Genomic DNA, 24153 nt, shown 5'->3' with positions numbered 1-24153 from the left:
ATCGTCCTGCGCAGATCACGTGCACCAAATATCGGCCGCGCGGTGTTGCATTCGCGCCGCACTCCTTGCGTCCGCGCGCTCTACGACCAAGCGACAGCTTTCCCCGTGTGCGCGGCCCGGCTAGTCAGGCGCTGCTTCGGTCCGGACACTTTCCGGATAATAGGGAATGCGGTGCGGGCGATCTGGCCCAATGCCGTGACTGCCCCCGCAACTGTAAGTGGCGAGTGAAGCCGGATGAAACCACTGCGTCAGGCGTTGCCTGCGCGGGAAGGACCGGCCAAGCTGCGACCCACAAGTCAGGAGACCTGCCGAAGAGATCACCCAGCCAGACGCGGGGCGCGTCAGGAGCTACGGTCCCATTCCGTTGAGGTGACGTTTCGTCGGGCCCGTCGGATCTGTCTGTCGGGCACCAGATCTGACCCGTGGTCCCTGACCGGATCACCAAGACGGAGTGTCCGTGTATGACCCACGCACGCATCCTTTGCACCACCGCGCTTTGTGCGCTGGCCTCGACCGCACACGCGCAAGCCTATGACCTTGGCACGCTGGTTCTGTCGGGCAGCCTGTCGCCGGTTCCGGCAGAACAGACCGCCTCCACGGTGGAGATCATCGAAGAAGACGCGCTGTCCGTGGCTGCTGACACCCCGCTTTTGCAGACCCTGTCGCGCCAGCCCGGCCTGTCCTATTCGTCCAACGGCGGGCTTGGCACCACGACCAACCTGCGCGTGCGGGGGCTGGACGTGCGTTATACCGCCGTGCGCTTTGACGGCATCGACATGTCCGACCCGTCCAGTGCGCAGACGTCCTTCAACTTTGGGCGCCTGTCCGGCACGGCCGTGTCGCGGGTCGAGGTGCTCAAGGGCGCGCAATCGGCGCTTTATGGCTCCGAAGCGATTGGCGGCGTGATCAACCTTGAAAGCTGGAAGCCCACGCGTGACGGTGCCTCCGCCGAGGTCGCGCTTGAGGCCGGCAGCTACGAGACCTTCATCGGGTCTGCTTCCACCGGGTATAAATCCGCACGTGGCGAGATCGGCCTGACCTTTGGCCGCACCGCGACGGAGGGGTTCTCCACCCGTCCGGGCAACGATGAGGACGATGGGTTCTGGCAGGATGAGGTCGTGGCCTCGGCCCGCTACGACGTGACAGAGGCCGTCGAAGTGGGCTTCACCGCCTTCTGGCGCGACAGCGAGCTGGACATCGACCGCAGCAACACCAACCCCGATGGACAGAATTTCACCATCGAGCGCGGCGCGCGCGTGTTCGCCGAAGGCAACAACGGCGGCCCGCTGACGGCGCTGCTGGCCTTCAGCCGCTATTCCATCGAGCGCGATGACCCGACCGGCTTCACCACCTTTTTCGACGGTATGCGCGATGAGGCGGAGTTCAAGCTGGGCTACGACGCCGGTGGCGCGATCACCGCGGACTTTGGCCTGACCGGCACCGTGGAAACTGCGGAGACGTCAGGCTTCGATGAGGAAGACGAGGTGAACAGCGCGGCGTTCGGCGAAGTGCGCTGGCAGATGAACGATGCGGCAACGCTGTCGTTCGCCTTGCGTCACGATGACAATTCCGACTTTGGCGGGCAGACCACCGGACGTCTGGCCATGACCTACGGCATTGCCCCCGACCTGATCCTGCGCGCCGTCGCGGGCACAGGCTATCGCGCGCCCTCCCTGTTCGAGCGCTACAGCTCTTACGGCAACCCCGATCTCGACCCCGAGAACAGCCGCACCGCCGAGATCGGCATCGAAAAGCGCTACGGTCAGGACACCTTTGTGAAGGCGACCCTGTTCTACACCGAGATCGACGACCGCATTGACTATGACTTCGGGACCTCGACCTACAATCAGGTTTCCGGCACCACCGTATCCGAGGGGCTGGAACTGTCGGGGGCCTATGCGCTCAATGATGCTGTGACCTTTGCCGGGGCCTACACCTATACCAACGCCGAAACAGATGGCGTCGCGGCACAGCGTGTGCCGCGCTATGATCTGGTTCTGGGTGTGGAAGCAGATCTGTCCCCGCGCCTGCGTGGCAGTGCCGAGGTGCAGCGCCTGGCCGACATCGAGGCGTCGGAATTTGCCCCGACGGATCACAAGGTCGGTGATTACACGCTGGTCAATCTTGGGCTCAGCTACGACGTGATGGACGACAGCGAACTGTACATGCGGGTCGAAAACGCGCTGGACGAGGATTATGAAACCGCTGGCGGCTACAACACCTCCGGTCGGGCTGTCTATGTCGGTATCAAGACCTCCTTCTGAGCATTTTTCGTCGCGGGTCCGGGGGATGCTCCGGGCCTGCGCCGGTCCTTCTGTCATCGCGGCCACGGTCGCGGTGGCTTTGCCTGCCGTGTCGCAGGACATGCCGGAGCGCCCCGAAAGGGTCGTCTCCGTCAACCTGTGCACCGATCAGCTTGCCATGATGCTGGCGGCGGAAGGGCAATTGATTTCCGTCTCTGACGTGGCGCTGGACCCGCAGGTGTCCGCCATGACCGAAGAGGCGCAGAACTATCGCATCAACTACGCGCTGGCCGAAGACATCTATCTCATGCAGCCCGATCTGGTGATCGCGGGCAGCTATTCGGCGCAGGCGACCCTGGATATGCTGGAACGGCTGGGCATTACCGTGGCGCGCTTCGCCCCGGCCTATTCGCTGGCGGAGGTGCGCGATCGCATGGCACAGATGGGCGACCTTCTGGGACGCCAAGAGGCCGCGGACGCCATGATCGCCGATTTCGACGCGCGGCTGGCCGCCCTTCGCGCAGAGGTCGATGAACGTCCCACCGCCGCACTGTATTATGCCAACGGCTACACCTCCGGCGACAAGACCCTGTCGGGCGAAATCCTCGCCGCCGCCGGGTTCGAGAACATCGCAGGCAAGCTGGGCTTTCCCTCCTTCGGGCGCATCCCGCTGGAGGTTCTGGCGCTGGCACAGCCGGACGCGCTGGTCACGTCCCGCCCCTACCCCGGCGCGTCGCGGTCAGAGGCGATCCTCGATCATCCCGTGGTCGAAGCCTTGCGCAAGGGGCGCGCTGATGCGAGCTTCTCCGACAAGGATTGGGTCTGCGGCACGCCCTATGTGCTGCGCGCGATCGAAGGCCTGCGCCCCCTGCGCAACGCCCTGACCAAGGAGCCCTGATGGCACGTCCCGCGCTTTGGCTGTCCCTTCTGACGGTCGGCCTGTTTGTGATCGCGCTGACCCTCGGCCCGGCGCAGATCGGGCCGTTTGAAAGCCTGCGTGCGCTGGTCGTCGACGATTCCAGCCCGCTGACCATGGTCATGCGCGAAATTCGCCTGCCGCGCGCGATCCTTGCGGTGCTGGTGGGCGCGAGCCTTGGGCTGTCGGGCGCCGCGATGCAAGGCTACCTGCGCAACCCGCTGGCAGAGCCGGGGCTGATCGGCGTGTCCGGCGCTGCGGCACTCGGGGCCGTGCTGGCGATCCAGACGGGTGTGGCGGCGACGGTCACCTTGGGCCTGCCGCTGATGGCGCTGGCCGGGGCACTGATCGGGGTGCTGCTGATCCTCGCACTGGCCGGGCCGCGCGGGTCATCCCTGACGCTGATCCTTGCCGGGATTGCGATTTCGGCGCTCAGCGGGGCGCTGACCTCGCTGGTGCTGAACCTGTCGCCCAACCCCTTTGCCGCGTCAGAGATCATGTTCTGGATGATGGGCTCGCTTGCGGACCGGTCGATGACCCACGTTTGGATCGCCCTGCCATTCGTGCTGGTCGGGGGCGGCGTGCTGCTGTCGCTGGGTCGTGGCCTCGACGCGCTGACACTGGGCGAAGACGCGGCCAGCGCCATGGGCATCCGTCTGACCCGCCTGCGGCTGGTGCTGGTGTTGGGCACGGCATGCGTGATCGGAGCGACCACCGCCGTGGCGGGGGCCATCGGCTTTGTCGGGCTGGTCGTGCCGCATATCCTGCGCCCGCTGGTCGGCGCGCGGCCCTCGCGGCTGCTGTGGGCCTCGGCGCTGGGTGGGGCTGTGATGGTTCTGGCCGCTGATATCGCCGTTCGGCTGATCTTGCCGGAACGCGACCTGAAGCTCGGCGTTGTCACCGCACTGGTGGGTGCACCGCTGTTTTTGCACCTGATCTACAAGACACGGAGCCAGTTGGGATGAGCCTTTTGCGTGTCGAGCACCTGAGCGTCACCCTGCGCAATCGGCCCGTTTTGCGCGATGTCAGCTTTGACGTGGCCGAAGGCGAATGCGTCGGGCTGATCGGCCCAAATGGCGCAGGCAAAAGCACCCTCATGCGCGCGGCGCTTGGGCTGGTCGCTCATGAGGGGCAGAGCTCCATCGCCCGGATGCGCGATGCCGATCGCGCCCGTGCCGCCGCGTGGATGCCGCAGATGCGCGAGATCGCCTGGCCCGTGACAGTGGACACGCTGGTGATGCTGGGCCGTATCCCGCATATGGCGGGCGGCCAGAAACCCAGCGCCGAGGACCATGCCCGCGTGGATGCGGCCATTGCTGCGACGGGGCTGGAAGCATTTCGCCAGCGCACTGCGACCCGGCTGTCGGGTGGCGAACAGGCGCGCGTTCTGATCGCCCGCGCCCTGGCGCAGGACACGCCGCTGATCGTGGCGGACGAACCGGTGGCCGGACTGGACCCGGCGCATCAGATTTCGACGATGGAGACCTTCGCCAAGCTCGCCCGCGACGGACGCAGCGTCATCGTCTCGTTGCACGATCTTGGCCTGGCGGCGCGTCATTGCACGCGCCTGATTATCCTGTCCGAAGGGCGCATTGCTGCTGATGGCGCTCCGGCAGATGTGCTGACGCTGGACAGCCTGCGCGATGTGTTCGGCATCACCGCCTATTTCCGCGACACTGACCAAGGTCCGGTGTTTCAGCCGCTCTCGGTGATCTGATGACGGACCGGGTGGCGCTGGATCGTCCCTGGCTGACGCTGGACCTTGGCCAGCCCATGCAGGTGCTGAGCTGGGCGCTGAACCGTCCGGGCTTTGTCACCGCGGATCGCATCGTCTGGCGCGAAGTGCGCAATGCCGACCTGCCCGAGGATCTGGATGTGGCGGTCTGGTTCGACGACGCCTTGCAGGCACGCGGCGTGGCCGACAGCGTGGCGTTTCTGACCTCGCGCGACATTCGCCGCTTTTGCACCGCCGAGGCGCAGGTTGGCGACACACATGTTTTTTGCCTCGCCACCGTAGGACTGTCGAATGCAGAGCGGATCGGCCAGCGCCTGCCCTATCACGCGCCGCCCGCCGGGACGATCAACGTGGCGGTGCAGATATCCACCGGGCTGACGCAGGCCGCGATGCTGGAGGCCATGAGCCTTGCCGTTCAGGCCCGCACCGCCGCCATCATGGATGCCGAGATCCGCATTGGTCCGGACAGGCTGCCCGCCACCGGCACCGGAACCGATTGCGTCGCCGTCGCCGCGCCGGAGGGGCCGACCTGCTTTGCCGGGCTGCACACCGCGTTGGGAGAAGCCGTCGGCCGGGCCGTCTATGACGCCGTGTCCCGGGGCGCGCGCGATTGGAAGGCCGAACCGCGTCCCGGCCAGTGAGCACACAGAAACTCCCCCTCTTCGCCACACTCTTGCCATTGAGCGACGACATTGTTTCCCTGTAGGCGTGAGAAGCGTCGGAAATTTCCATTTCGGCCACAGGTTTGGCCACAGCATTGAGCCAAAGGATTTGGCATGTCAGCACAGAACGGCTTTTCCCCCGATTTCAGCGCGCTTGGCCGCGGCGAATGGTTGTCAGCCCTGCGCACGTTGGGGCAGGAACACGGCTTTGCGGAACCGCTGGGCAAACGACATGCCGGTATCTTCATCGAGGATGGCGACACGCTGCTGGTGTCGTTTGAAACCATGTCGGGCATCGAGGCATTGTCGCAAACCCGCACGCCGCTGGGCTTTGACATGGTGCGCACAAAAGGCTGGTCCTCGCTCTCGCTGCTGAGCCACGGCGACACTTGGTTCCGCGATCCGCGCGTCTATGAGTTCTTTGACCAACTGCTTGATGACGACTTTTTCGACGAATTCGAACAGGTGGTGTTTTACGGTGCCGGCCCGTGTGGCTACGCGGCGGCGGCCTTTTCCGTGGCCGCTCCCGGTGCCCGCGTGCTGTTGCTGCAACCGCAGGCCACGCTCGATCCGCGCGTGACCGAATGGGATGACCGGTTCACAGACATGCGGCGCCTGGATTTCACCTCGCGCTATGGCTATGCGCCTGACATGCTGGACGCCGCCGATGCAGCCTACGTCCTGTACGATCCGCGTGAGAGATTGGACGCCATGCACGCGGCTTTGTTCACGCGCTCGAATGTGACCAAGCATAGAATGTCTTTGTTTGGCAACGCCTTGCAGACCGATGTTCGCATGATGGACGTGATGCCAAGACTGCTGGAAGACACGGCAGAGGGCAATCTGACGCGGGAGCGTTTTGCGGGCTACATGCGCGCACGCCGCAGCTATCTGCCCTATCTACGCCGGCTGCTTGCCCATACGGACGGTGAAAAACGCGACGCGTTGACCCGTATGCTGTGTCACAATGTGTCATCACGCCTGAACGCACCGAGATTCCGGCGCCGACTGGCCGGGCTTGATGCCGCCGCGTCGGACACCGAAGACGGCGCCACTCAACAGGTCGGGTGACCGCTAGCGCTTGCGGGACAGGACGCTTTCGCGCAGCTCCTGCTGGAAATAGCCAAGGCTGGCAACCAAGGTGAACAGGAAGACCCGACCGCTTTCGCCCAGCAGGCTGAGGGTGGCCGCTGCCGCCATCAGGCACAGCAGCAACGACGCCACGCCACGATCCTGATCGGCGATCATGTGGTCATCGCCCAGCCAGCGATACAGCTGGTCGGTCACCTGCGTTTCGATCTGCCGGGCGCCCCATCCCGCCAGCGCGCCAAGGATGACTGTAAGGATCATCGCCACATTCCCTCTTTCGGTTTCAGACGTTTTAACCCGCATCGTGGCTCTGGTGAAGAACCCGACCTCATGCTAGCTCAATCGCATGACCCAGATCACTTTGCCCCGCCCCGATGACTGGCACCTGCATCTGCGCGATGGCGCAATGCTGCGTGCCGTGACCCCAGAGACCGCACGCCACTTTGGACGCGCGATCATCATGCCCAACCTCGTGCCGCCGGTTGTGACCGGCGCGCAGGCCAGCGCCTACCGTGACCGCATTCGCGCCGCCCTGCCCGAGGGCAGCGATTTCACGCCGCTGATGACGCTGTATCTGACGCAGGAAACCGACGCCGCCGACCTCGTGCAGGCGCATAAGGATGGCATCATCACCTCGGTGAAGCTGTATCCGGCAGGTGCGACGACGAATTCTGCGTCTGGCGTGCGCGACTTTGACAAGGTGCGCCCGGTGCTGGAGGCGATGGCGGAAAACGGTGTGCCGCTGTGCGTGCATGGCGAGGTCGTGGACTCGGACATCGACATCTTTGACCGCGAGGCTGTGTTCATCGACCGTGTGCTGGACCCGATCCGTCGCGCGACGCCCGGCCTGCGCGTCGTGATGGAACACATCACCACCTCTCAAGGCGCGGATTACGCGCGCGAGGGGGGTGACGATCTGGGCGCGACGATCACCACGCATCACCTTGTCATCAACCGCAACGCGCTGCTGGTGGGCGGGATCAAGCCGCATTATTACTGCCTGCCCGTGGCCAAGCGCGAAGAGCACCGGTTGGCCTTGCGCAAGGCTGCGACATCGGGCGATCCGTCGTTTTTCCTTGGGACCGACTCGGCGCCGCACACCGATCCGCTGAAGGAAAACGCCTGTGGCTGCGCGGGATGCTTCACCGCGACGAACACGCTGTCGATCCTGGCCGAAGTGTTCGAACAGGAGGGCGCGCTGGATCAGCTGTCGGCATTTGCCTCTCAGAATGGCCCTCGGTTCTACAGGCTACCGGTCAGCGACCAGACCGTGACCTTGGAAAAGGGCGCGCCCGTTGTCTATCCGGACAAGATCGAAACAGAGGATGGCCTGGTCACCGTGTTCGATCCCATGATGCCTCTGCATTGGCGGGTCCTCTGAGACCTCTGGGGCTCCGCCCGACGGTGCCCCGACCGGCCTTTGGTCGATTGAAAAAACTCTCCCACATCACCGCGCATTTCGTGACCGACAAGATTGATCGTTGTCACGCCAAACGTCTGCGAAGCTGACTGATCCGTCACCGCCAGATCCGCCTGGACCGGGCGTTTCCGCCAACGGTCCGCTCCGAATATGGTAAAGATTGCACAGCAATTCACCAAATGTTGCGACGACGGGATCTCCGACCGCAAGCTTCATTTGATTTTAAGGCATGTATAGTTAGCCTATTCTGGAAGTCGGTCAAGACCGAGGGACAGAAAAAGGAGCCATCCATGGAAGGCTTGATTGATTTGCTTCTCAGCTTCGTGGAAGATCACAGCGCCTATGACATTGCGGGCATGGAACATCCGGTGGTGGTCGAGGTCAGCCGAGAGGATCTGACGAAGCAGTTTTTCCGCGGTCGCGCCCATATGATGCCCGCCGACGGGGTAGAGGAACGGCTGAACGCATTGTATGTCGCGGGACGTGACGGGCCAGACGTGATCTTCATCGTTCCTGCGGAAAACGTCGCTGGCGCGAGCCACTTTGACAACCCGTATGGCAATCCGCTCTGGCGTGAGATTTTGCTGCACGAGCTTGTGCACCACGCCCAAAAAGAACAAGGCGGCGAAACCTGGACCTGCGTGTCCAGGGGAGAAGCTGAGGCCTATGAGATCGGCGGCGTCTACCTGGAAACGCTTGGCCTGCCTGACCCCATGTCCAACCGCAACATCTGGAAAGACCTGTACGAGAGCTGCTGACGCCCAAATTCATGGCAGCAGGCGCCGTTGCAGTTCCGGGTCGGGCATGGCGCAGAGGTCGGTTTTGCCAAAGTGATAGCGGTTGCGCGCGATCCGGGCATACAGCCAATCCTGAACGCCAACCGGCAAAACCCGCAGCAGCTTCAGCGGAGCAAACCCTCGATGCAGCCGAGGGAAAAGCGCAATCATCGCATCGAGCGAGCCACGCGCTTCCCCGTTTTCCAGCAAAAGCCAACTGTCCGGATCATCGGGATTCAAACCGAAGTGACCAAGCAGCCCGCGCCCCAAGGGCGACTGCGCCGTACTAATGCGGATCCGGTCTGCCCGGTCAAGCCGCGCGATGCGCCGCGCCGTGGCCGAACAGATCGCGCAATCGCCATCCATGACCACGACTGTATAGCGATCATCAAAGTCAGGCACCGCCGGATCGGCGCGGTACGAATGGGGCAATCGTGTTTTGGGCCGCATGAGCAGTCTCCTTCCGGGAGACACTATCGCAGCACGGCGCGCGGCACACGCGGCAAAAGGTCGAAACACGCAGCGGAGACGCGCCTGCGGGCTTCCCCCGCCGGGCAAAACCCGCTAATCGGCGGGCAGCCCAAAGGAGTGCCGCCCATGATCCCCTCGACCTACCCCACCGCCGAAGAAATGGCCCGCCTGACCGCGCGCATGTTGTGGGAGATCGAGGCGGTGAATTTCATGGAAGACGAGCCGTTCAAGCTCGCCTCCGGTCAGTTGTCGCCGGTCTATATCGACTGCCGCAAGCTGATCTCTTTTCCGCGCATCCGCTCCACCCTGATGGATTTCCTGACCATCACGGTCATGCGCAACGCCGGGTTCGAGGCGTTTGACAACATCGCCGGTGGCGAGACAGCCGGCATTCCCTTTGCCGCATTGGTGGCGGAACGTATGGCGCTGCCCATGACCTACGTCCGCAAGAAGCCCAAGGGCTACGGTCGCAACGCCCGAATCGAAGGCGCCATGTCCGAGGGCGAGCGCGTTCTGCTGGTCGAGGATCTGACCACCGATGGCGGATCAAAGCTGTCTTTCGTGGACGCCATCCGCGACACGGGGGCGACATGTGGCCATACAGCGGTTATTTTCTACTACGGCATCTTCCCGGAGACGATCAAAACGCTGGGCGATCACGGCGTGCAACTGCACCACCTGTGCACCTGGTGGGAGGTGCTCGCAGAGGCGCCGGCGAAGCATTCCGGCGTTCTGTCCGAGGTCGAGTCGTTCCTCAAGGATCCGCACGCCTGGCGCGCTGCCCGCGCCTGATTGTTGACGTAGCGAAAGCCTTACATTTACGCGCGTCTATTTTTGCAACGGCGTAACCTCGCCGAAAAGCCGGTAGACAGCGAAACCAAATCTTGCGCGGAGATGCATTTTCCGGGCAAGATAAGGTGTTTCCGACGGTCCACAGAGATATCCCCAGAGATATACATTTTGCCTGACGGCCTTGGCATCTGCTAGGTGGGCCGCCTGGGCGACAGGCCAAACAGCAGCAGAATAATGGGGAAACCATGAACGAGATCGCAGCGATCAATCCGACCGGAGTCCAAGTCGACGCGGCGGAGACCATGCCCCACTCCATCGAGGCTGAGCAGCAGCTTCTGGGTGCCATCCTTACCGACAACGAGATCTTTGACCGGATCGCCACGCTGATCCGTGCAGAGCATTTCTATGACCCGGTTCACCAGCGCATATTCGAGATTGCCGCAGCACGAATCGCCAAGAACAACCTCGCCTCGCCGGTCACGCTGAAGGCCTTCATGGCCGACGACGAGGGCCTGGCAGAGCTGGGCGGCGCGGCCTATCTGGCGCGACTGGCGGCATCCGCGGTGTCCACCTTTGCGGTGCGCGATTACGCGCAGATGATCTACGATCTGTCGATTCGCCGCGACCTGATCCGTCTGGGGCGCGACATTGCCGATCAGGCGGCGAAGGTCGACGTGGCCTCCGAGCCGAGCGAGCAGATCGTCAACGCTGAACAGAAACTTTACAAGCTGGCGGAACAGGGTCAGTCTGAATCGGGTTTCCAATCGTTCCTGCGCGCCGTGACCGAAGCCGTGAACGTGGCAAACGCCGCCTATCAGCGCGATGGCGGCATGGCCGGCATTTCGACCGGGCTGCTCGACATGGACAAGAAGCTCGGGGGGTTGCACCCGTCCGACCTTCTGATCCTCGCGGGACGCCCGTCGATGGGTAAGACCTCGCTGGCAACCAACATCGCCTTCAACGTGGCCAAGGCGTATCGCAAGGGCGCAAAGCCCGATGGATCGCACGGCGCTTTGGAGGGCGGCGTGGTCGGCTTCTTCAGCCTCGAAATGAGCGCGGAACAGTTGGCGGGTCGTATCCTCGCCGAAGCCTCAGAGATTTCGTCCCACAAAATCCGTCAGGGTGATATGGAGGAGGAAGAGTTCCGCCGCTTCGTCCAGGCTGCCAAGGATCTCGAAGCCTGCCCGCTTTATATTGACGACACCCCCGCCCTGCCGATTTCGCAGGTGGCCGCACGGTCGCGTCGCCTGAAGCGGACGCATGGGCTTGACCTGATCATCGTCGACTACCTGCAGCTCTTGCGCGGCACCGCCGACAACCGCGTGCAGGAAATCGCCGAAATCTCCATGGGGTTGAAGGCCATCGCCAAGGAGCTGAACATTCCCGTGATAGCCCTGTCCCAGCTGTCGCGTCAGGTGGAAAGCCGCGAGGACAAACGCCCGCAGCTGTCCGACCTTCGGGAATCGGGCTCGATCGAGCAGGATGCCGACGTGGTGATGTTCGTGTTCCGCGAGGAATATTATGTGGAACGGGAAAAACCCGGCGAGCACGAGCTGGACAAGATGGTGGACTGGCAGGAACGCATGTCGCGCCTGCACGCCAAGGCCGAGGTCATCATCGGCAAGCAGCGTCACGGCCCCATTGGCACGGTCGAGCTGTCGTTCGAAAGCCAGTTCACGCGCTTTGGCAACCTTGTGAAACCTTGGCAGAACGAAGGCTGATCCTGCGCTACACCGCCAGGGCCAGTCCGAGATAAGCGCCAAGCTGGGCCGCGATCTGAATTGCGCCCAGCCCCTCGCGCGTGAAGCCCCCCAGCCGGGACACAAGCCGCCAGCGCAGGGTCTGGCCCGACGTCACCGCCCCCAGAAACGCCATGGCGGCCGCGCCGAATCCGATGGTCAGCCAAAGCCCCAGCAGCACGAGCAGGGTAGACAACAGCGCCACGCGGTAGCCTTCTTCGGTGATGGTGAACAGCCGCGCCTGCATCCCTTCGGTGCCGACTTTCCACGTTGTCGCCTTGACATGCACGCGCGCCATGCCGCCCAGTGCGGCGCCCGCTATCAGCGCCCCACCCGCGGCGCTGGACGGCAACGTTGCCACAATTGCGGCTGACAATCCCAGACCCAAGGCCAGTGTCATGCCGCCACAGGCATCCAGCCCCGGCAAGCGCATGCGCCGCAACACGTCCTGTGTCCGGCGGCCTGACGTCAGCCCGTCCATTGTGGCCGCCAACCCCTGCCAATTGCCGCCGTCGCCCATCAATATCAAGGCGATCAAGGCAAGAACCGCAGCAACGCTTTGCGCCAGGAACAGCCCTGCCCCCCACAGCACCAGCGCAGCCATCAGCCCGCACAACGCCTGCGTCACGGGCCAGAATTGGCGAGACCGGATGTCGAGATCATCGGACGGCAGCAACCCGCGCGTCACGGGCAAGCCTGTCGTCGAGGCCAACGCGCGGCGGAACAAGTCCGCTTGAAGCGACAGTCTTTGCGTGGTGGCCCGTTTCATGCGCAGTGGTCTCTCGAACGTCATACTTCAATATGGCAGTCAGAGTGCCAATAACCACCTAATGCGGCCGCGTTTCCCTCTTGACCCGGCATCAAATCTTGCCAAGACAGGCGCCATGGCCCAGGCAAGACTGACAATCGACCTCGACGCGCTCTGTGACAACTGGCAGAGCCTCAACGCCCTTTCCCAAACCGAGACCGGCGCGGTGGTGAAGGCCGACGCCTATGGTTTGGGTGTCGACCGGGTCGCCCCGGCGCTGGCCAGGGCAGGCGCGCGCACCTTCTTTGTCGCGATCGCCGAAGAAGGGGCAAAGCTGCGCCGCATCCTTGGACCGGACGTGGACATCTGCGTGTTCTCCGGCCACATGCCCGGCGATCTGCCCCTGATCCGCGATGCGCGGCTGGTGCCGATGATCAACTCCATCGACCAGATGCTGATGCATGTGGAGGGGCTGCCCGGCCATCCTTTTGGCATCCAGCTCGACAGCGGCATGAACCGTCTGGGGATGGAGCCCGCCGAATGGTCGGCGCTGCGCGACATTGCCCTGGCACAAAAGCCGCGTCTGGTGATGAGCCACCTTGCCTGCGCCGATGAGCCGGATCACGCCATGAATCGCCGTCAATTGCAGGCCTTCGTCGCCATGACCGAGGGCATTGACGCGCCGCGTTCGTTGGCGGCCACCGGGGGTGTTCTGCTGGGCGAGGACTACCATTTCGACATGACCCGCCCAGGGATCGGCGTCTATGGCGGCCTGCCGTTCAGCGATGCCAAGCCCGTGGTGTCACTTGATATTCCCGTCATTCAGTCGCGCGACGTCCTGGCCGGGGAAAGCGTCGGATATGGCAACACCTGGGTGGCGGAGCGGCCGACCCGCGTCGCCACCATCGCCGGTGGATACGCCGATGGTATCTTCCGCGCCATGGGACCACGGGCCAGCGTTTGGGCCGGAGAGCACAAGTGCAAGGTGCTTGGCCGCATTTCCATGGACCTGATCGGGGTTGACGTCAGCGCCGTGGATCGCGTGCCTGAAACGGTGGAGCTGCTTGGCCAACACCAGGGCATCGACCTGCTGGCCGATTGGGGTGGGACCATCGGGTACGAAATCCTTACCGCGCTCGGCGCGCGCTACGACCGCAGCTACCTCGGCGGGTGAGCGCGGCCATGGCTCTCCTGCAGCCTTTGGGTGCGTTGGGCCGTGCCACATTGGCGCTGCTGGCGGCCCTTGGACGTGTGACGCTTTTTGCCCTCCGCGCCGTCAGCCACATGGTCCGGCCCCCGTTTTATGGGCGAGAACTGGCTGTGGCGCTGCTGAACATCGGCTGGCTCTCGCTGCCCGTGGTCGGGCTGACGGCTGTGTTCACCGGGGCCGCGCTGGCGTTGCAGATCTATTCAGGCGGCGCCCGTTTCAGCGCCGAGGCGGTGGTGCCGCAGATCGTTGCCATCGGAATGGTGCGCGAACTTGGCCCGGTTCTGGTGGGTCTGATGATCGCGGCGCGCGTGACCTCCAGCATCGCGGCAGAGATCGCCACAATGAAGGTCACCGAACAGATCGACGCGCTGACCACCCTGTCCACCAACCCGATGAAATACCTTGTCGCGCCACGCGTTCTGGCGGCGCTGATCGTGGTGCCCCTGCTGGTCGCGGTGGGGGATGTGATCGGGGTTTTCGGCGGCTTTGCGGTGGCGACCGGATCGCTGGGGTTCAATCCCGCCTCGTATCTAAAGAACACCGTGGATTTCCTTGAACCGCTGGATGTGGTGTCGAGCCTTGCCAAGGGCTGCGCCTTTGGCGGGATCGCCGCGACCATGGGCTGTTATTTTGGCATGAACTCTGGCCGCGGCGCGCAAGGTGTGGGCCGTGCAACCAAAGGGTCGGTCGAGGCCGCTGCCATCCTGATCCTTGCCGCGAATTTCGTTCTGACGGGAGTTTTCTTTTCGCTATGAGTGTCGCAGCGCGCCCCCGTATTCCTGCGGACCACTTGGCGATGCCTTGCGCATCCGGGTGGGAGACATGATAGAACTTTCCAACGTTTCCAAAGCCTTCGGGGCCAATCACGTTCTGCGCAGTGTCGATCTGGAGATCACAAAAGGCACGTCGATGGTAATCATCGGCGGCTCTGGCACCGGGAAATCGGTGCTGCTGAAGTGCATTCTGGGGCTGGTGTCTCCGGACACCGGGACGATCACGCTCGACGGACGTGACGTGACGCAACAGGATCGCGATGCCTTTCTTGCCCGGTTTGGCATGTTGTTTCAGGGCGGCGCATTGTTCGACAGCCTGCCCGTCTGGCAGAACGTCGCTTTTCGCCTGCTGCGGGGATCGCTGAAAAGACCCAAGGCCGAGGCCCGCGAGATCGCCATCGAAAAGCTGCGCCGCGTGGGTCTGACGCCGGATGTTGCGGATCGCTTTCCCGCAGAGCTGTCGGGCGGTATGCAAAAGCGTGTGGGCCTTGCGCGCGCCATCGCCGCCGAACCGGAAATCATCTTTTTCGATGAGCCGACCACGGGTTTGGATCCGATCATGGCGGGCGTCATCAACGATCTGATCCGCGAGATCGTGACCGAGATGGGCGCCACGGCCATGACCATCACCCACGACATGAGCTCTGTCCGCGCCATCGCGGACAACGTGGCCATGTTGCACGGCGGCAAGATCCGATGGACAGGCCCGGTGTCGCAGTTGGACCGTTCGGGCGATGCGCATGTGGACCAGTTCATTCATGGCCGCGCCGAAGGACCGATCGAAGCCGTAAGGTGATCCGTTGCCAAGCCGCGGCACTGGTGGCATGACAGCCGCACTGTCGTATCCGGGGGTTCCATGGAAAGCTTCTTTCAGCCGCCGCCCGAGGTGGTTGCCTTCTTGTTCATCAAGAAATTCGTCTACCTTGAACTGCTGGCCTGTCTGGCACTGATCCGGGTGATTGTCGGTCGCGGCATAGCACGTTGGCCGGCGTTGGTGACGCTCTTGATGGCCGCTGCGGGCGTCTTTACCACCTTTGCACCCGCGTTGAACCTGGCCCAGGGGCCGATCTACACCAGCCTTGCGCAATTCATGGCGGGCGGCGGCGGCATGTCCGCACTGCTGGTGCCATCGGTGGTGTTTCTCATCTCCTCGATCACGCCGCGCGCACGGTGGCGGGTGATCGACTGGATCCACATCCTGATGATGGCGGCGCTGGTCGGCCTGTGGTGGTGGACCTCCTGAGCGGGCAACACGAGGCGCCCTGCCCTGAGGACGGGTGATCCACAAAAGGATGGACACGCATGCGCTGGCTGAACCTGGCATTCATATTCCTCTACCCGATGTCGTGGTTTGCCCCCTTGATGCGGGCCGGGTTGCTGCCGCTGTTCGGGATGTCAGAGATTTCCGTGGTCTCCGGGCTGCAATCGTTGTGGGCCTCTGACCTGTTCCTTGGGCTGGTGGTGGCGGTTTTCGCCTTGGGGGCGCCGATGGCAAAGACCGTGGGGCTGGCGCTGGTGCAGTTCGGGGTATGGAATCGCCGGACGCTGACAGCGATCAACATTCTTGGCAAATTTGCCATGGCGGATGTGTTTTTGATCGCGCTCTATGTGACGCTGGCGAAGGGGCTGGGGATTGGCCGCGTGGAAACTGCCTGGGGGCTGTACCTGTTCACAGCGTTGATCCTGGGGTCGATGGTGATCGGAGCAATCGAGGCGCGGAGCAGCTAGAGTGCCGGGGCGTGCGGAACGGGGCCAGCCCCCCATGCCCCCGGAGTATTTTCGTAGCGCAGAAGCCGATGCGAACCCGCATTCCCGGCGTTTCCTTTTCTGGCGGGACGGTCTAAACCCGGCGCTCAACGCAAGGGGAGCGTGTCATGGCCAAGGCCACCAGCCGGTTCGTCTGTCAAAAATGCGGCAACGTCACGAACAAGTGGGCGGGGCGCTGTGATACCTGTGGCGAATGGAACGCCATCGTCGAGGAGACGCCGCTGGCGCAAGGCCCTTCTGGCAAGACCATCGGCACCAGCCGGGGCCGCAAGGTGCCGCTGTCCGATCTGTCGTCCAAGGAAGCGCCGCCGCCGCGCACCGCCTGCAAGATCGACGAGCTGGACCGCGTTTTGGGCGGCGGGCTGGTGCCCGCGTCTGCCGTACTCGTCGGGGGTGATCCCGGCATCGGCAAATCGACGCTGCTGTTGCAGGCCGCCGCCGCCTTTGCGCGGGCGGGGCTGAAGGTGGTTTATATCTCGGGCGAGGAAGCCTCTGCCCAGGTGCGGTTGCGCGCGCAGCGGCTGAACCTCACGGACGCGCCGGTGAAGCTGGCGACAGAAACCAACCTGCGCGATATTCTGACCACGCTGGACGAAATCAAGCCGGACCTCGCGATCATCGATTCGATCCAGACCATGTGGGCCGACAATGTGGAATCCGCCCCCGGCTCTGTCAGTCAGGTGCGCGCGGCGGCCCATGAGCTGACCAGCTTTGCCAAGCGGCGCGGCTGCGCGGTGTTCCTCGTGGGGCACGTGACCAAGGAGGGCAACCTCGCCGGGCCGCGCGTGGTGGAACACATGGTGGACACCGTGCTGTATTTTGAAGGCGAGCGTGGCCACCAGTTCCGCATCCTGCGCTCGGTCAAGAACCGCTTTGGCCCCGCAGACGAAATTGGCGTTTTCGAGATGACCGGCGGCGGCCTGGCCGAAGTAAAGAACCCCTCGGCACTGTTTTTGGCAGAGCGCGGCGAGCCTGCGCCCGGATCGGTGGTGTTTTCGGGGATTGAGGGTACCCGCCCGGTGCTGGTGGAGTTTCAGGCGCTGGTCGCCCCCTCGCCCCACTCGCAGCCTCGGCGCAGCGTGGTGGGCTGGGATGGCTCGCGACTGGCGATGATTCTCGCAGTGCTCGAATCACGCTGCGGCATCCCCTTTGCCGGGCTCGATGTTTACCTGAACGTGGCGGGTGGGATGCGCGTTGGCGAGCCTGCCGCGGATCTGGCTGTGGCGGCTGCGCTACTTTCCGCCCGAGAGGACGCGGCGCTGCCGGCGGAGACTGTCGTTTTCGGGGAAATCAGCCTATCAGGTGCGCTGAGACCGGTGGGGCAGACCGAAAATCGCTTGAAGGAAGCCGCGAAACTTGGTTTTTCCACCGCGATTCTGCCGACGGGCGGCAAGGCGCGGGGCAGCAAGTCGATGAAGCTGATCCAGATGAGCGATCTGGCCGGTTTCGTGGGTGAGGTCTTTGGCGCCGGATAACGGCGTCTGACCAGTGATTGAAATACAAAAACGCAGGCAAAAAAGGCAGCGACTATGGAAGGTTTCACTATCGTCGACGGGGTCGTCGGGCTGATCATCGTCATGTCGGCTTTGCTGGCGTATTCGCGCGGCATCGTCCGGGAGGCCATGGCCATCCTCGGCTGGATCGCCGCCGCGGTTCTGGCGTTCATGTTCGCCGCGCAAGTTCAACCGCTGGTGAAGGAAGCGCCGATGGTTGGCGAGTTTCTTGCCGACAGTTGCGAGTTGTCGATCATCGCAGCCTTTGCGGTGGTCTTTACCATCGCGCTGTTAATCGTGTCGTTGTTCACGCCTTTGTTTTCCTCGCTGGTGCAACGCTCGGCGTTGGGAGCGTTCGATCAGGCGCTTGGCTTCTTGTTCGGCGTGGCGCGGGGCGTGTTGCTCGTGGCGATCGGGTTCTTTGTCTACCAGACGGTCATCACCGCGCAGGACATCGCCATGATTGACGATTCGCGTTCGGCTGCGGTGTTCAGCCAGTTCACCGGCAAGATCGAAGAGCAGAACCCGGAGCAGGCGCTTGGCTGGATCACGGCGCAATACGAACAGCTTGTCGGCACCTGCGACGCGCCGGTCTAAGACCCGCCTGTCGGGGCGTGCATTATCAATGGCAACGCGGCTGGCATGAATTGCCGGCCGCCGCGCCGCAGATTGAAAACGCCTCCGCACACCCCAAATCATCGAAAACACCGGCATGCATTTAGGGTTTTGTCGCCTGAGATGCCGCAACCTTGCCAATTCTGTCTGCCCAAGGGTGCAGGTCTGGCCAAGCGGATGACGCAGAGCCCCAACCATTACGATCAAGATACGCCCATTCGTCAGGCGCATACGCTGTTTCCTGCGACACTAGCTGATATCCGCCTGCCACGTGTTGGCGGAACAGACCCGACGCGCCCCTCACTTTTGGCGACAGCTCTCCGAGCAGCTTGGTGGACTACGGATCACATGCCATGACCTTGGCGATGCACCAAGAACCATGGTCGCAAGGCCGTCAGAAGCGCATGGCGACGCGCTGACGGTCCTGAGCACGGCAATTTACGGCGCCGCGTCAGGTTTTCCCCTCGCACATTGACCGACCTCTCCCTCAGACGCGCATGGCGTCGAGCCGGCGATTGTGCGGCGACCGTAGGCGGGTTGAGCACCGGCTGCCGTGCCGATGGGCCTGTGGTGTTTGTGGCGAAACAGCCCTCTCACGGATAGTTTTGTGATCCTTCCGTGACACTGCGCATTTAACACCGTATGTGGAGCGCGACCTTACCCGGAATCGGAGACGCGCCTCTTGTCCGACCCCCAATCCGCCCCCCGTACCCTGACAACAAATCCCTTCGATGCTGACGGCGACACTCTCCATGAAGAGTGTGGCGTTTTCGGTGTCGTCGGTGTCACGGATGCTGCCAACTTCGTCGCCCTCGGCCTGCATGCGTTGCAGCACCGTGGCCAGGAAGCCGGTGGTATCGTGTCACATTCGTCGGATGTGGGCTTCAGCTCTGTCCGTCGTTTTGGCTATGTCCGGGATAACTTCACCCGTGCCTCGCTGATGGAAACGCTGCCTGGCCCGCTTGCCATCGGACACGTGCGTTATTCCACCGCCGGATCCAAAGCCGCGGCGATTCGCGATGTTCAGCCCTTCTTTGGAGAATTCTCCATGGGGGGTGCGGCGATTGCCCACAACGGCAACATCACCAACGCCAATGCTCTGCGGCGCGAGTTGATCGAACGCGGTTCGATCTTTCAATCGTCGTCTGATTCGGAATGCATCATTCACCTGATGGCCCGATCGCTGCAACGCGACATCCCAAGCCGGATGGAAGACGCATTGCGCCGTGTCGAAGGCGCATTCTCGATCGTTGCCATGACCCGCACCAAGCTGATTGGCGTGCGCGACCCCTTGGGCGTCCGTCCGCTGGTTCTGGGCAAAGTGGGTGACTCAGGCTGGGCCTTGTCGTCGGAAACCTGTGGGCTGGACATCATCGGTGCGACCTACGTCCGCGAGATCGAGCCCGGCGAGATGGTCGTTATCACCGAGAACGGTGGCATCGAATCCTCTCACCCCTTCCGCAAGGCAAGCTCACGCTTCTGCATCTTCGAGCATGTTTATTTCTCGCGCCCTGATTCGATCATCGGCAACCGCAGTGTTTACGAGACTCGCCGCCAGATCGGTGTGGAACTGGCCCGCGAAGCACCGGTGGACGCGGATCTGGTCTGCGCCGTGCCCGACAGCGGCACGCCTGCGGCCATCGGGTTTGCCCACGAAAGCGGCATTCCGTTCGGGATGGGAATCATCCGCAATCAATATATGGGCCGGACGTTCATCGAGCCGACAGAGCAGATCCGGAACATGGGTGTGCGGCTGAAGCTGAACGTGAACCGTGCCCTGATCGAGGGCAAGCGCGTCATCCTTGTCGACGACTCCGTCGTGCGCGGCACCACCTCGCGCAAGATCAAGGAGATGGTTCTGGATGCCGGCGCGGCAGAAGTTCACTTCCGCATTGCGTCGCCGCCGACCTCATGGCCGTGCTTTTACGGTGTGGACACGCCTCAACGCGAAAAGCTGCTGGCCGCGACCATGTCCGAAGAGGAGATGACCCGGCACCTGGGCGTCGACTCGCTGAAATTTGTGTCTCTCGATGGCCTGTATCGGGCCGTGGGCCAGGCCGAAGGCCGCAACAGCAAGTGCCCGCAGTATTGCGACGCATGTTTTTCCGGTGAATATCCCGTGAAACCATCCGACATGATCGAACAGGGTTTCGAGATGAAGGCGGCGGAGTAATCCTCTGTAAAATATGTTTTCAGATGGGTGGTCCTCGGGCCGCCCATTTGCGTTTCTTCCTTTTGACAACAGGACTCTGGCCATGAACCTTCTCGACCTCGACGCCCGCTGGAAGCGTCTCAATGACCCGGACTATGTCTGCCCCTGCTGCGGTCGCAGCTTTGGCGGGGTGATCGACATCGGGTTCGAGGAACCCGAGGATTGGCCACACGGCCCGTTGCAGGGCGAGGACATGACCGTGGGCGAGGATCGGCTGACGCCGGACCTGTGCCGTCTGATGGGCCGATATTTCCTGCGCGTCACCCTGCCCTTGCCCATTCGGGGCGCATCCGAGGCCATGAATGTCAGCCTTTGGGCAGAGGTCGCGCGCGACACCTTCGATGCTTACCTCGACACCTTCGACAGTGGCGCGGCCTTCACCGGTGAGGGGCTGAGCGCCAACACCGTTCCCGGCCTCGACAATGACGCCACTCCCCTGGCGCTGGAAGCCGCCAATGCCAGCCAGCGCCCCGTGGCCAAAGCGCTGGACGGGCCGATGGCCGAAACACAGGCGGAGGGTCTGTCGTTGGACGATCTGCTGGATCTTTATGCGGCTTCGGGCAACGATATCCGGCCTCACCTGAAGGGCTAGGCGCTGTTTACGGGTCGGCGGGCGGGCGCCTTCGGGCGCAGCCCGAACAGTACGTCCCGCCGACAAAGCAAGTTTCCGCACAGTCGTCTCTGCCGATGGGCGAGGCTCCGCACGGCGGAAATCCCCCGTCTTTGCTTTCTGACCCAAGGCTCGTAAACGCGGCTTTCTCAAATACATAGGGAGCAGCGAGACGACCCATGGCACAGGACACCACCACCTCTGACGCCGTCAATCAGGCGGCAACGCAACGCTCCGTTGGCGCGCTCGACGGGCTCATCCTGCTTGGCACATTCGGCAACGACGAGACGCCGCGCGCATTGGTGCGCACATCCAAGGGACAGACGGTGACGCTCAAGGTTGGCGACCGCATCGGCACGGCGCCGGTGATCGCAATCCAGGACGGTCGGCTGGCCTACGCGGCGCATGGCAACACCAAATGGCTGAAACAGCCGGCCAAGCCGTGAACGCGCCAGTGTTTCCCCCTGCCGGGCGACCGGCGTAGGTGGCGCGGTGCAGAAAATAACCCGGTCCCGGATACCGCGGAGATGGTTGATATTGTGACCAAGGCCACGCCGCCGACCGACGGACCTGCCCCCGCTACACGCTGCTCGCAGCCCCGGATATAAAACTCCTGCAGACCTGCGGCCACTTGACCACAAACAGGGGCCACGCGCCCGCTTGACGGGCCAGCATTTCAGGTCCAAACCCCCGCCATGACCAAGCTTGCTCTTATCACCGGCGCCTCACGTGGGCTGGGCTATGCCCTCGCTCTGAAACTCGCGCCCGAGTATCACATCCTCGCCGTCGCACGCACCGTGGGCGGGCTGGAAGACCTGGACGACGAGATCAAGGCCAAGGGCGGCGAAGCCACTCTTGCGCCGATGGATCTGACGGACCGCGATGCCATGGCGCATTTGTGCCGCTCGGTTTTTGACCGTTGGGGTGGGCTGTCGCTTTGGGTTCATACGGCGATCCATACCGCGCCATTGGCCCCCGCCTGGCAATTGGATCAGAAGGACTGGCAGAAGTCCGTCGACACCAACGTCACGGCCACGGGCTACATGATCCCTTTCGTCGCACCCTTGCTGGGTGAGCAGGGCAAAGCCGTCTTCTTCGATGACCAGCACGGCGGCGAAAAGTTCTACGGCCATTACGGCACCACCAAAGGTGCTCAGATCGCATTGGCGAAAAGCTGGGCCGCCGAGACGGAGAAAACCGGCCCCCAGGTGCAGTTTCTTGAGCCGCAGCCGATGTGCACGGGCCACCGCGCGCGCTTTTTCCCCGGCGAGAGCCGCGATACGCTGGCGACGCCCGAGGCTGAAGCAGCCCGCTTGCGCCCACTGATCTGAAAAGACCAATGGCCCGCGCCGCAGGGCCCGCTGCCATAACGCGTCGCCCTTGCAATAGGGCTGCGCCGCTTGTTCTCGACGCGCCCATCCCGTAGAGAACACAAAACACTTTTCCGGGCGGTCCCATGCGTATTCTCATCACCAACGACGACGGTATCAACGCGCCCGGCCTGGCCGTGCTGGAACAGATCGCACAGGAGCTGGCCGGACCTGACGGTGAAGTCTGGACCGTCGCGCCGGCCTTCGAGCAATCGGGCGTCGCGCATTGCATCTCCTACGCCCATCCGACGCTGATCTCCAAGATGGGAGAGCGTCGTTACGCAGCCGAGGGCAGCCCCGCCGATTGCGTGCTGGCGGGTGTCGGCGATGTGCTGAAGGGCCATCCGATCGACCTGATCCTGTCCGGCGTGAACCGGGGCAATAATTCCGCTGAAAATGCGATGTATTCAGGCACTTTGGGCGGCGCTCTCGAAGGCGCGCTGAAAGGTCTTCGCTCCATCGCCATGTCGCAGTACCTCGGGCCGGAAAACGTCAACATCGACAACCCGTTCGAGGCCGCCGCGCAATATGGCGCAGAGGTCGTCCGCAAGATCATCGCGTTCGATGCCGATGAGCAGGATGGATACCGGCTGTTTTACAACGTGAATTTCCCGCCCGTTCCTGCGGCGGCTGTCAAAGGTATCTGTGCCGCGCCACAAGGCAAGCGCGACCACACAGGGTTCAGCGTCGAGCCGCACATGTCACCCTCCGGCCGTCGATTCCTCTGGGCCAAGGGCGGCGACCAGCGCGCGCCCGTGGCCGCCGGGTCCGACGCGGCTGTGAATATGGACGGCTGGATCTCCGTGACGCCGATGCGCGCGGATTTCACCTGCCGCGACAGTCTGACGGCGCTGGAGGATGCCTTGAAATGACCTTCGACGCCGACGCCAAGATGCAGTTCCTCTTTGCTCTGCGCTCCAAAGGGGTGACGGACAAGGACGTGCTCAACGCCATGGAACGCATCGACCGCGGCTTGTTCATTCAAGGTTATTTCTCGGAGCGTGCCTACGAAGACATGCCCCTTCCGATCGCCTGCGGACAGACGATTTCGCAGCCGTCGGTTGTCGGTCTGATGACGCAGTCCTTGCAGCTCGGCTCGCGCGACAAGGTGCTGGAGGTCGGCACCGGTTCTGGCTATCAGGCCGCGATCCTCAGCCAGCTGGCGCGACGTGTCTACACTGTTGACCGGCACAAGCGTTTGGTGGCCGCCGCGCGCAAGGTGTTCGACACGCTGGAACTGGCCAACATCACGGCGTTCACCGCAGATGGATCGTTTGGATTGCCAGATCAGGCGCCGTTTGATCGCATTCTCGTGACCGCCGCCGCCGAGGACCCGCCCGGCCCGCTCTTGGCGCAGTTGAAGATTGGCGGTATCATGGTGGTGCCCGTCGGCCAGTCCGACGCGGTACAACATCTGATCCGGGTCACCCGGACGGAAACAGGGTTTGACTACGACGAATTGCGCCCCGTGCGCTTCGTCCCATTGGTAGAGGGGCTGGGCAAGGATTGACG

Annotated in this window: 26 protein-coding genes and 1 riboswitch; of the genes, 23 read left to right on the top strand and 3 right to left on the bottom strand. The window is 63.2% G+C overall.

What is annotated here, in order from left to right; translation table 11 throughout:
• Positions 1-120 precede the first annotated feature (120 nt).
• Positions 121-327: riboswitch (cobalamin riboswitch) on the top strand.
• 134 nt (positions 328-461) lie between these two features.
• From J4E08_RS01665 to J4E08_RS01640, 6 genes are all read left to right on the top strand, one after another.
• The gene (locus tag J4E08_RS01665) at positions 462-2264 is read left to right on the top strand and encodes a TonB-dependent receptor plug domain-containing protein (protein ID WP_349537017.1); all 1803 of its coding nucleotides are present in this window, start codon (positions 462-464) and stop codon (positions 2262-2264) included.
• A 25-nt stretch (positions 2265-2289) separates the two neighbouring features.
• On the top strand, positions 2290-3141 hold the full coding sequence (locus J4E08_RS01660; protein ID WP_349537016.1) for an ABC transporter substrate-binding protein: 852 nt from the start codon (positions 2290-2292) through the stop codon (positions 3139-3141).
• Positions 3141-4124: a FecCD family ABC transporter permease gene (locus J4E08_RS01655; protein ID WP_349537015.1), complete on the top strand. Its 984-nt coding sequence runs from the start codon at positions 3141-3143 to the stop codon at positions 4122-4124. Before J4E08_RS01660 ends, J4E08_RS01655 begins: the two co-directional genes overlap by 1 nt.
• On the top strand, positions 4121-4876 hold the full coding sequence (locus J4E08_RS01650) for an ABC transporter ATP-binding protein (protein WP_349537014.1): 756 nt from the start codon (positions 4121-4123) through the stop codon (positions 4874-4876). The genes J4E08_RS01655 and J4E08_RS01650 overlap by 4 nt, the downstream gene beginning before the upstream one ends.
• Positions 4876-5535 carry an adenosylcobinamide amidohydrolase gene (locus tag J4E08_RS01645; RefSeq protein WP_349537013.1) on the top strand — a complete coding sequence of 220 codons (660 nt, stop codon included), beginning with the start codon at positions 4876-4878 and terminating at the stop codon, positions 5533-5535. The genes J4E08_RS01650 and J4E08_RS01645 overlap by 1 nt, the downstream gene beginning before the upstream one ends.
• A 135-nt stretch (positions 5536-5670) precedes the next feature.
• Positions 5671-6627: a phosphoadenosine phosphosulfate reductase gene (locus tag J4E08_RS01640; RefSeq protein WP_183965123.1), complete on the top strand. Its 957-nt coding sequence runs from the start codon at positions 5671-5673 to the stop codon at positions 6625-6627.
• 3 nt (positions 6628-6630) lie between these two features.
• On the opposite strand, the gene J4E08_RS01635 is transcribed toward J4E08_RS01640, so the two are convergent.
• Positions 6631-6906: a hypothetical protein gene (locus tag J4E08_RS01635; protein WP_349537012.1), complete on the bottom strand. Its 276-nt coding sequence runs from the start codon at positions 6904-6906 to the stop codon at positions 6631-6633.
• A gap of 85 nt (positions 6907-6991) precedes the next feature.
• Between J4E08_RS01635 and pyrC the strand changes: the two genes are divergently transcribed.
• Together pyrC and J4E08_RS01625 are read left to right on the top strand one after the other, a co-directional pair.
• Positions 6992-8026 (top strand): dihydroorotase, encoded by a 1035-nt coding sequence (pyrC, locus tag J4E08_RS01630; protein WP_349537011.1) that lies wholly within the window; start codon positions 6992-6994, stop codon positions 8024-8026.
• A gap of 329 nt (positions 8027-8355) precedes the next feature.
• Positions 8356-8823, top strand: coding sequence for a DUF6647 family protein (locus J4E08_RS01625; protein ID WP_349537010.1), 468 nt, complete (start codon positions 8356-8358; stop codon positions 8821-8823).
• Between the two features lie 9 nt (positions 8824-8832).
• Here J4E08_RS01625 and J4E08_RS01620 read toward each other — a convergent pair whose 3' ends face one another.
• A complete protein-coding gene (locus J4E08_RS01620) occupies positions 8833-9291 on the bottom strand; it encodes a thiol-disulfide oxidoreductase DCC family protein (protein ID WP_349537009.1) in 459 nt (152 codons plus the stop codon).
• Between the two features lie 147 nt (positions 9292-9438).
• On the opposite strand from J4E08_RS01620, the gene J4E08_RS01615 reads away from it, so the two are divergent.
• A complete protein-coding gene (locus tag J4E08_RS01615; protein ID WP_349537008.1) occupies positions 9439-10104 on the top strand; it encodes an orotate phosphoribosyltransferase in 666 nt (221 codons plus the stop codon).
• Between the two features lie 245 nt (positions 10105-10349).
• Positions 10350-11825: a replicative DNA helicase gene (locus tag J4E08_RS01610; protein ID WP_183965136.1), complete on the top strand. Its 1476-nt coding sequence runs from the start codon at positions 10350-10352 to the stop codon at positions 11823-11825.
• A gap of 7 nt (positions 11826-11832) precedes the next feature.
• Here the strand turns inward: J4E08_RS01610 and J4E08_RS01605 are convergent, their stop codons facing one another.
• Entirely contained in the window at positions 11833-12612 is a 780-nt protein-coding gene (locus J4E08_RS01605; RefSeq protein WP_349537007.1) for an adenosylcobinamide-GDP ribazoletransferase, read from the bottom strand.
• A 115-nt stretch (positions 12613-12727) separates the two neighbouring features.
• On the opposite strand from J4E08_RS01605, the gene alr reads away from it, so the two are divergent.
• The 13 genes from alr (at position 12728) to J4E08_RS01540 (ending at position 24151) form a co-directional block, all read left to right on the top strand.
• A complete protein-coding gene (alr, locus tag J4E08_RS01600; protein ID WP_349537006.1) occupies positions 12728-13765 on the top strand; it encodes an alanine racemase in 1038 nt (345 codons plus the stop codon).
• A gap of 8 nt (positions 13766-13773) precedes the next feature.
• Positions 13774-14556: an MlaE family ABC transporter permease gene (locus tag J4E08_RS01595; RefSeq protein ID WP_349537005.1), complete on the top strand. Its 783-nt coding sequence runs from the start codon at positions 13774-13776 to the stop codon at positions 14554-14556.
• 67 nt (positions 14557-14623) lie between these two features.
• Positions 14624-15370, top strand: a complete 747-nt coding sequence (locus tag J4E08_RS01590) for an ABC transporter ATP-binding protein (protein ID WP_349537004.1) — start codon at positions 14624-14626, stop codon at positions 15368-15370.
• A gap of 60 nt (positions 15371-15430) precedes the next feature.
• Complete coding sequence (locus J4E08_RS01585) at positions 15431-15817, top strand: hypothetical protein (RefSeq protein ID WP_349537003.1); 387 nt, start codon at positions 15431-15433, stop codon at positions 15815-15817.
• 59 nt (positions 15818-15876) lie between these two features.
• Positions 15877-16302: a paraquat-inducible protein A gene (locus J4E08_RS01580; protein WP_349537002.1), complete on the top strand. Its 426-nt coding sequence runs from the start codon at positions 15877-15879 to the stop codon at positions 16300-16302.
• 146 nt (positions 16303-16448) lie between these two features.
• Positions 16449-17816 (top strand): DNA repair protein RadA, encoded by a 1368-nt coding sequence (gene radA, locus J4E08_RS01575; protein WP_349537001.1) that lies wholly within the window; start codon positions 16449-16451, stop codon positions 17814-17816.
• Between the two features lie 54 nt (positions 17817-17870).
• Complete coding sequence (locus J4E08_RS01570; protein WP_183965159.1) at positions 17871-18431, top strand: CvpA family protein; 561 nt, start codon at positions 17871-17873, stop codon at positions 18429-18431.
• Positions 18432-19131: 700 nt separating this feature from the next.
• Entirely contained in the window at positions 19132-20622 is a 1491-nt protein-coding gene (gene purF, locus J4E08_RS01565) for an amidophosphoribosyltransferase (RefSeq protein WP_349537000.1), read from the top strand.
• Between the two features lie 82 nt (positions 20623-20704).
• Positions 20705-21253 carry a DUF2199 domain-containing protein gene (locus J4E08_RS01560; RefSeq protein WP_349536998.1) on the top strand — a complete coding sequence of 183 codons (549 nt, stop codon included), beginning with the start codon at positions 20705-20707 and terminating at the stop codon, positions 21251-21253.
• A 197-nt stretch (positions 21254-21450) separates the two neighbouring features.
• Positions 21451-21717: an amidophosphoribosyltransferase gene (locus J4E08_RS01555; protein WP_349536997.1), complete on the top strand. Its 267-nt coding sequence runs from the start codon at positions 21451-21453 to the stop codon at positions 21715-21717.
• Between the two features lie 249 nt (positions 21718-21966).
• The gene (locus J4E08_RS01550; RefSeq protein WP_183965165.1) at positions 21967-22602 is read left to right on the top strand and encodes an SDR family NAD(P)-dependent oxidoreductase; all 636 of its coding nucleotides are present in this window, start codon (positions 21967-21969) and stop codon (positions 22600-22602) included.
• A gap of 125 nt (positions 22603-22727) precedes the next feature.
• The gene (gene surE / locus J4E08_RS01545; RefSeq protein ID WP_349536996.1) at positions 22728-23513 is read left to right on the top strand and encodes a 5'/3'-nucleotidase SurE; all 786 of its coding nucleotides are present in this window, start codon (positions 22728-22730) and stop codon (positions 23511-23513) included.
• The gene (locus J4E08_RS01540; RefSeq protein WP_183965169.1) at positions 23510-24151 is read left to right on the top strand and encodes a protein-L-isoaspartate(D-aspartate) O-methyltransferase; all 642 of its coding nucleotides are present in this window, start codon (positions 23510-23512) and stop codon (positions 24149-24151) included. Before surE ends, J4E08_RS01540 begins: the two co-directional genes overlap by 4 nt.
• Positions 24152-24153: the final 2 nt, after the last annotated feature.

The sequence above is a fragment of the Sagittula sp. NFXS13 genome, assembly GCF_040148795.1.
Taxonomy (GTDB): Bacteria; Pseudomonadota; Alphaproteobacteria; order Rhodobacterales; family Rhodobacteraceae; genus Sagittula; species Sagittula marina.
This window is presented reverse-complemented; position numbering and strand designations above follow the sequence as displayed.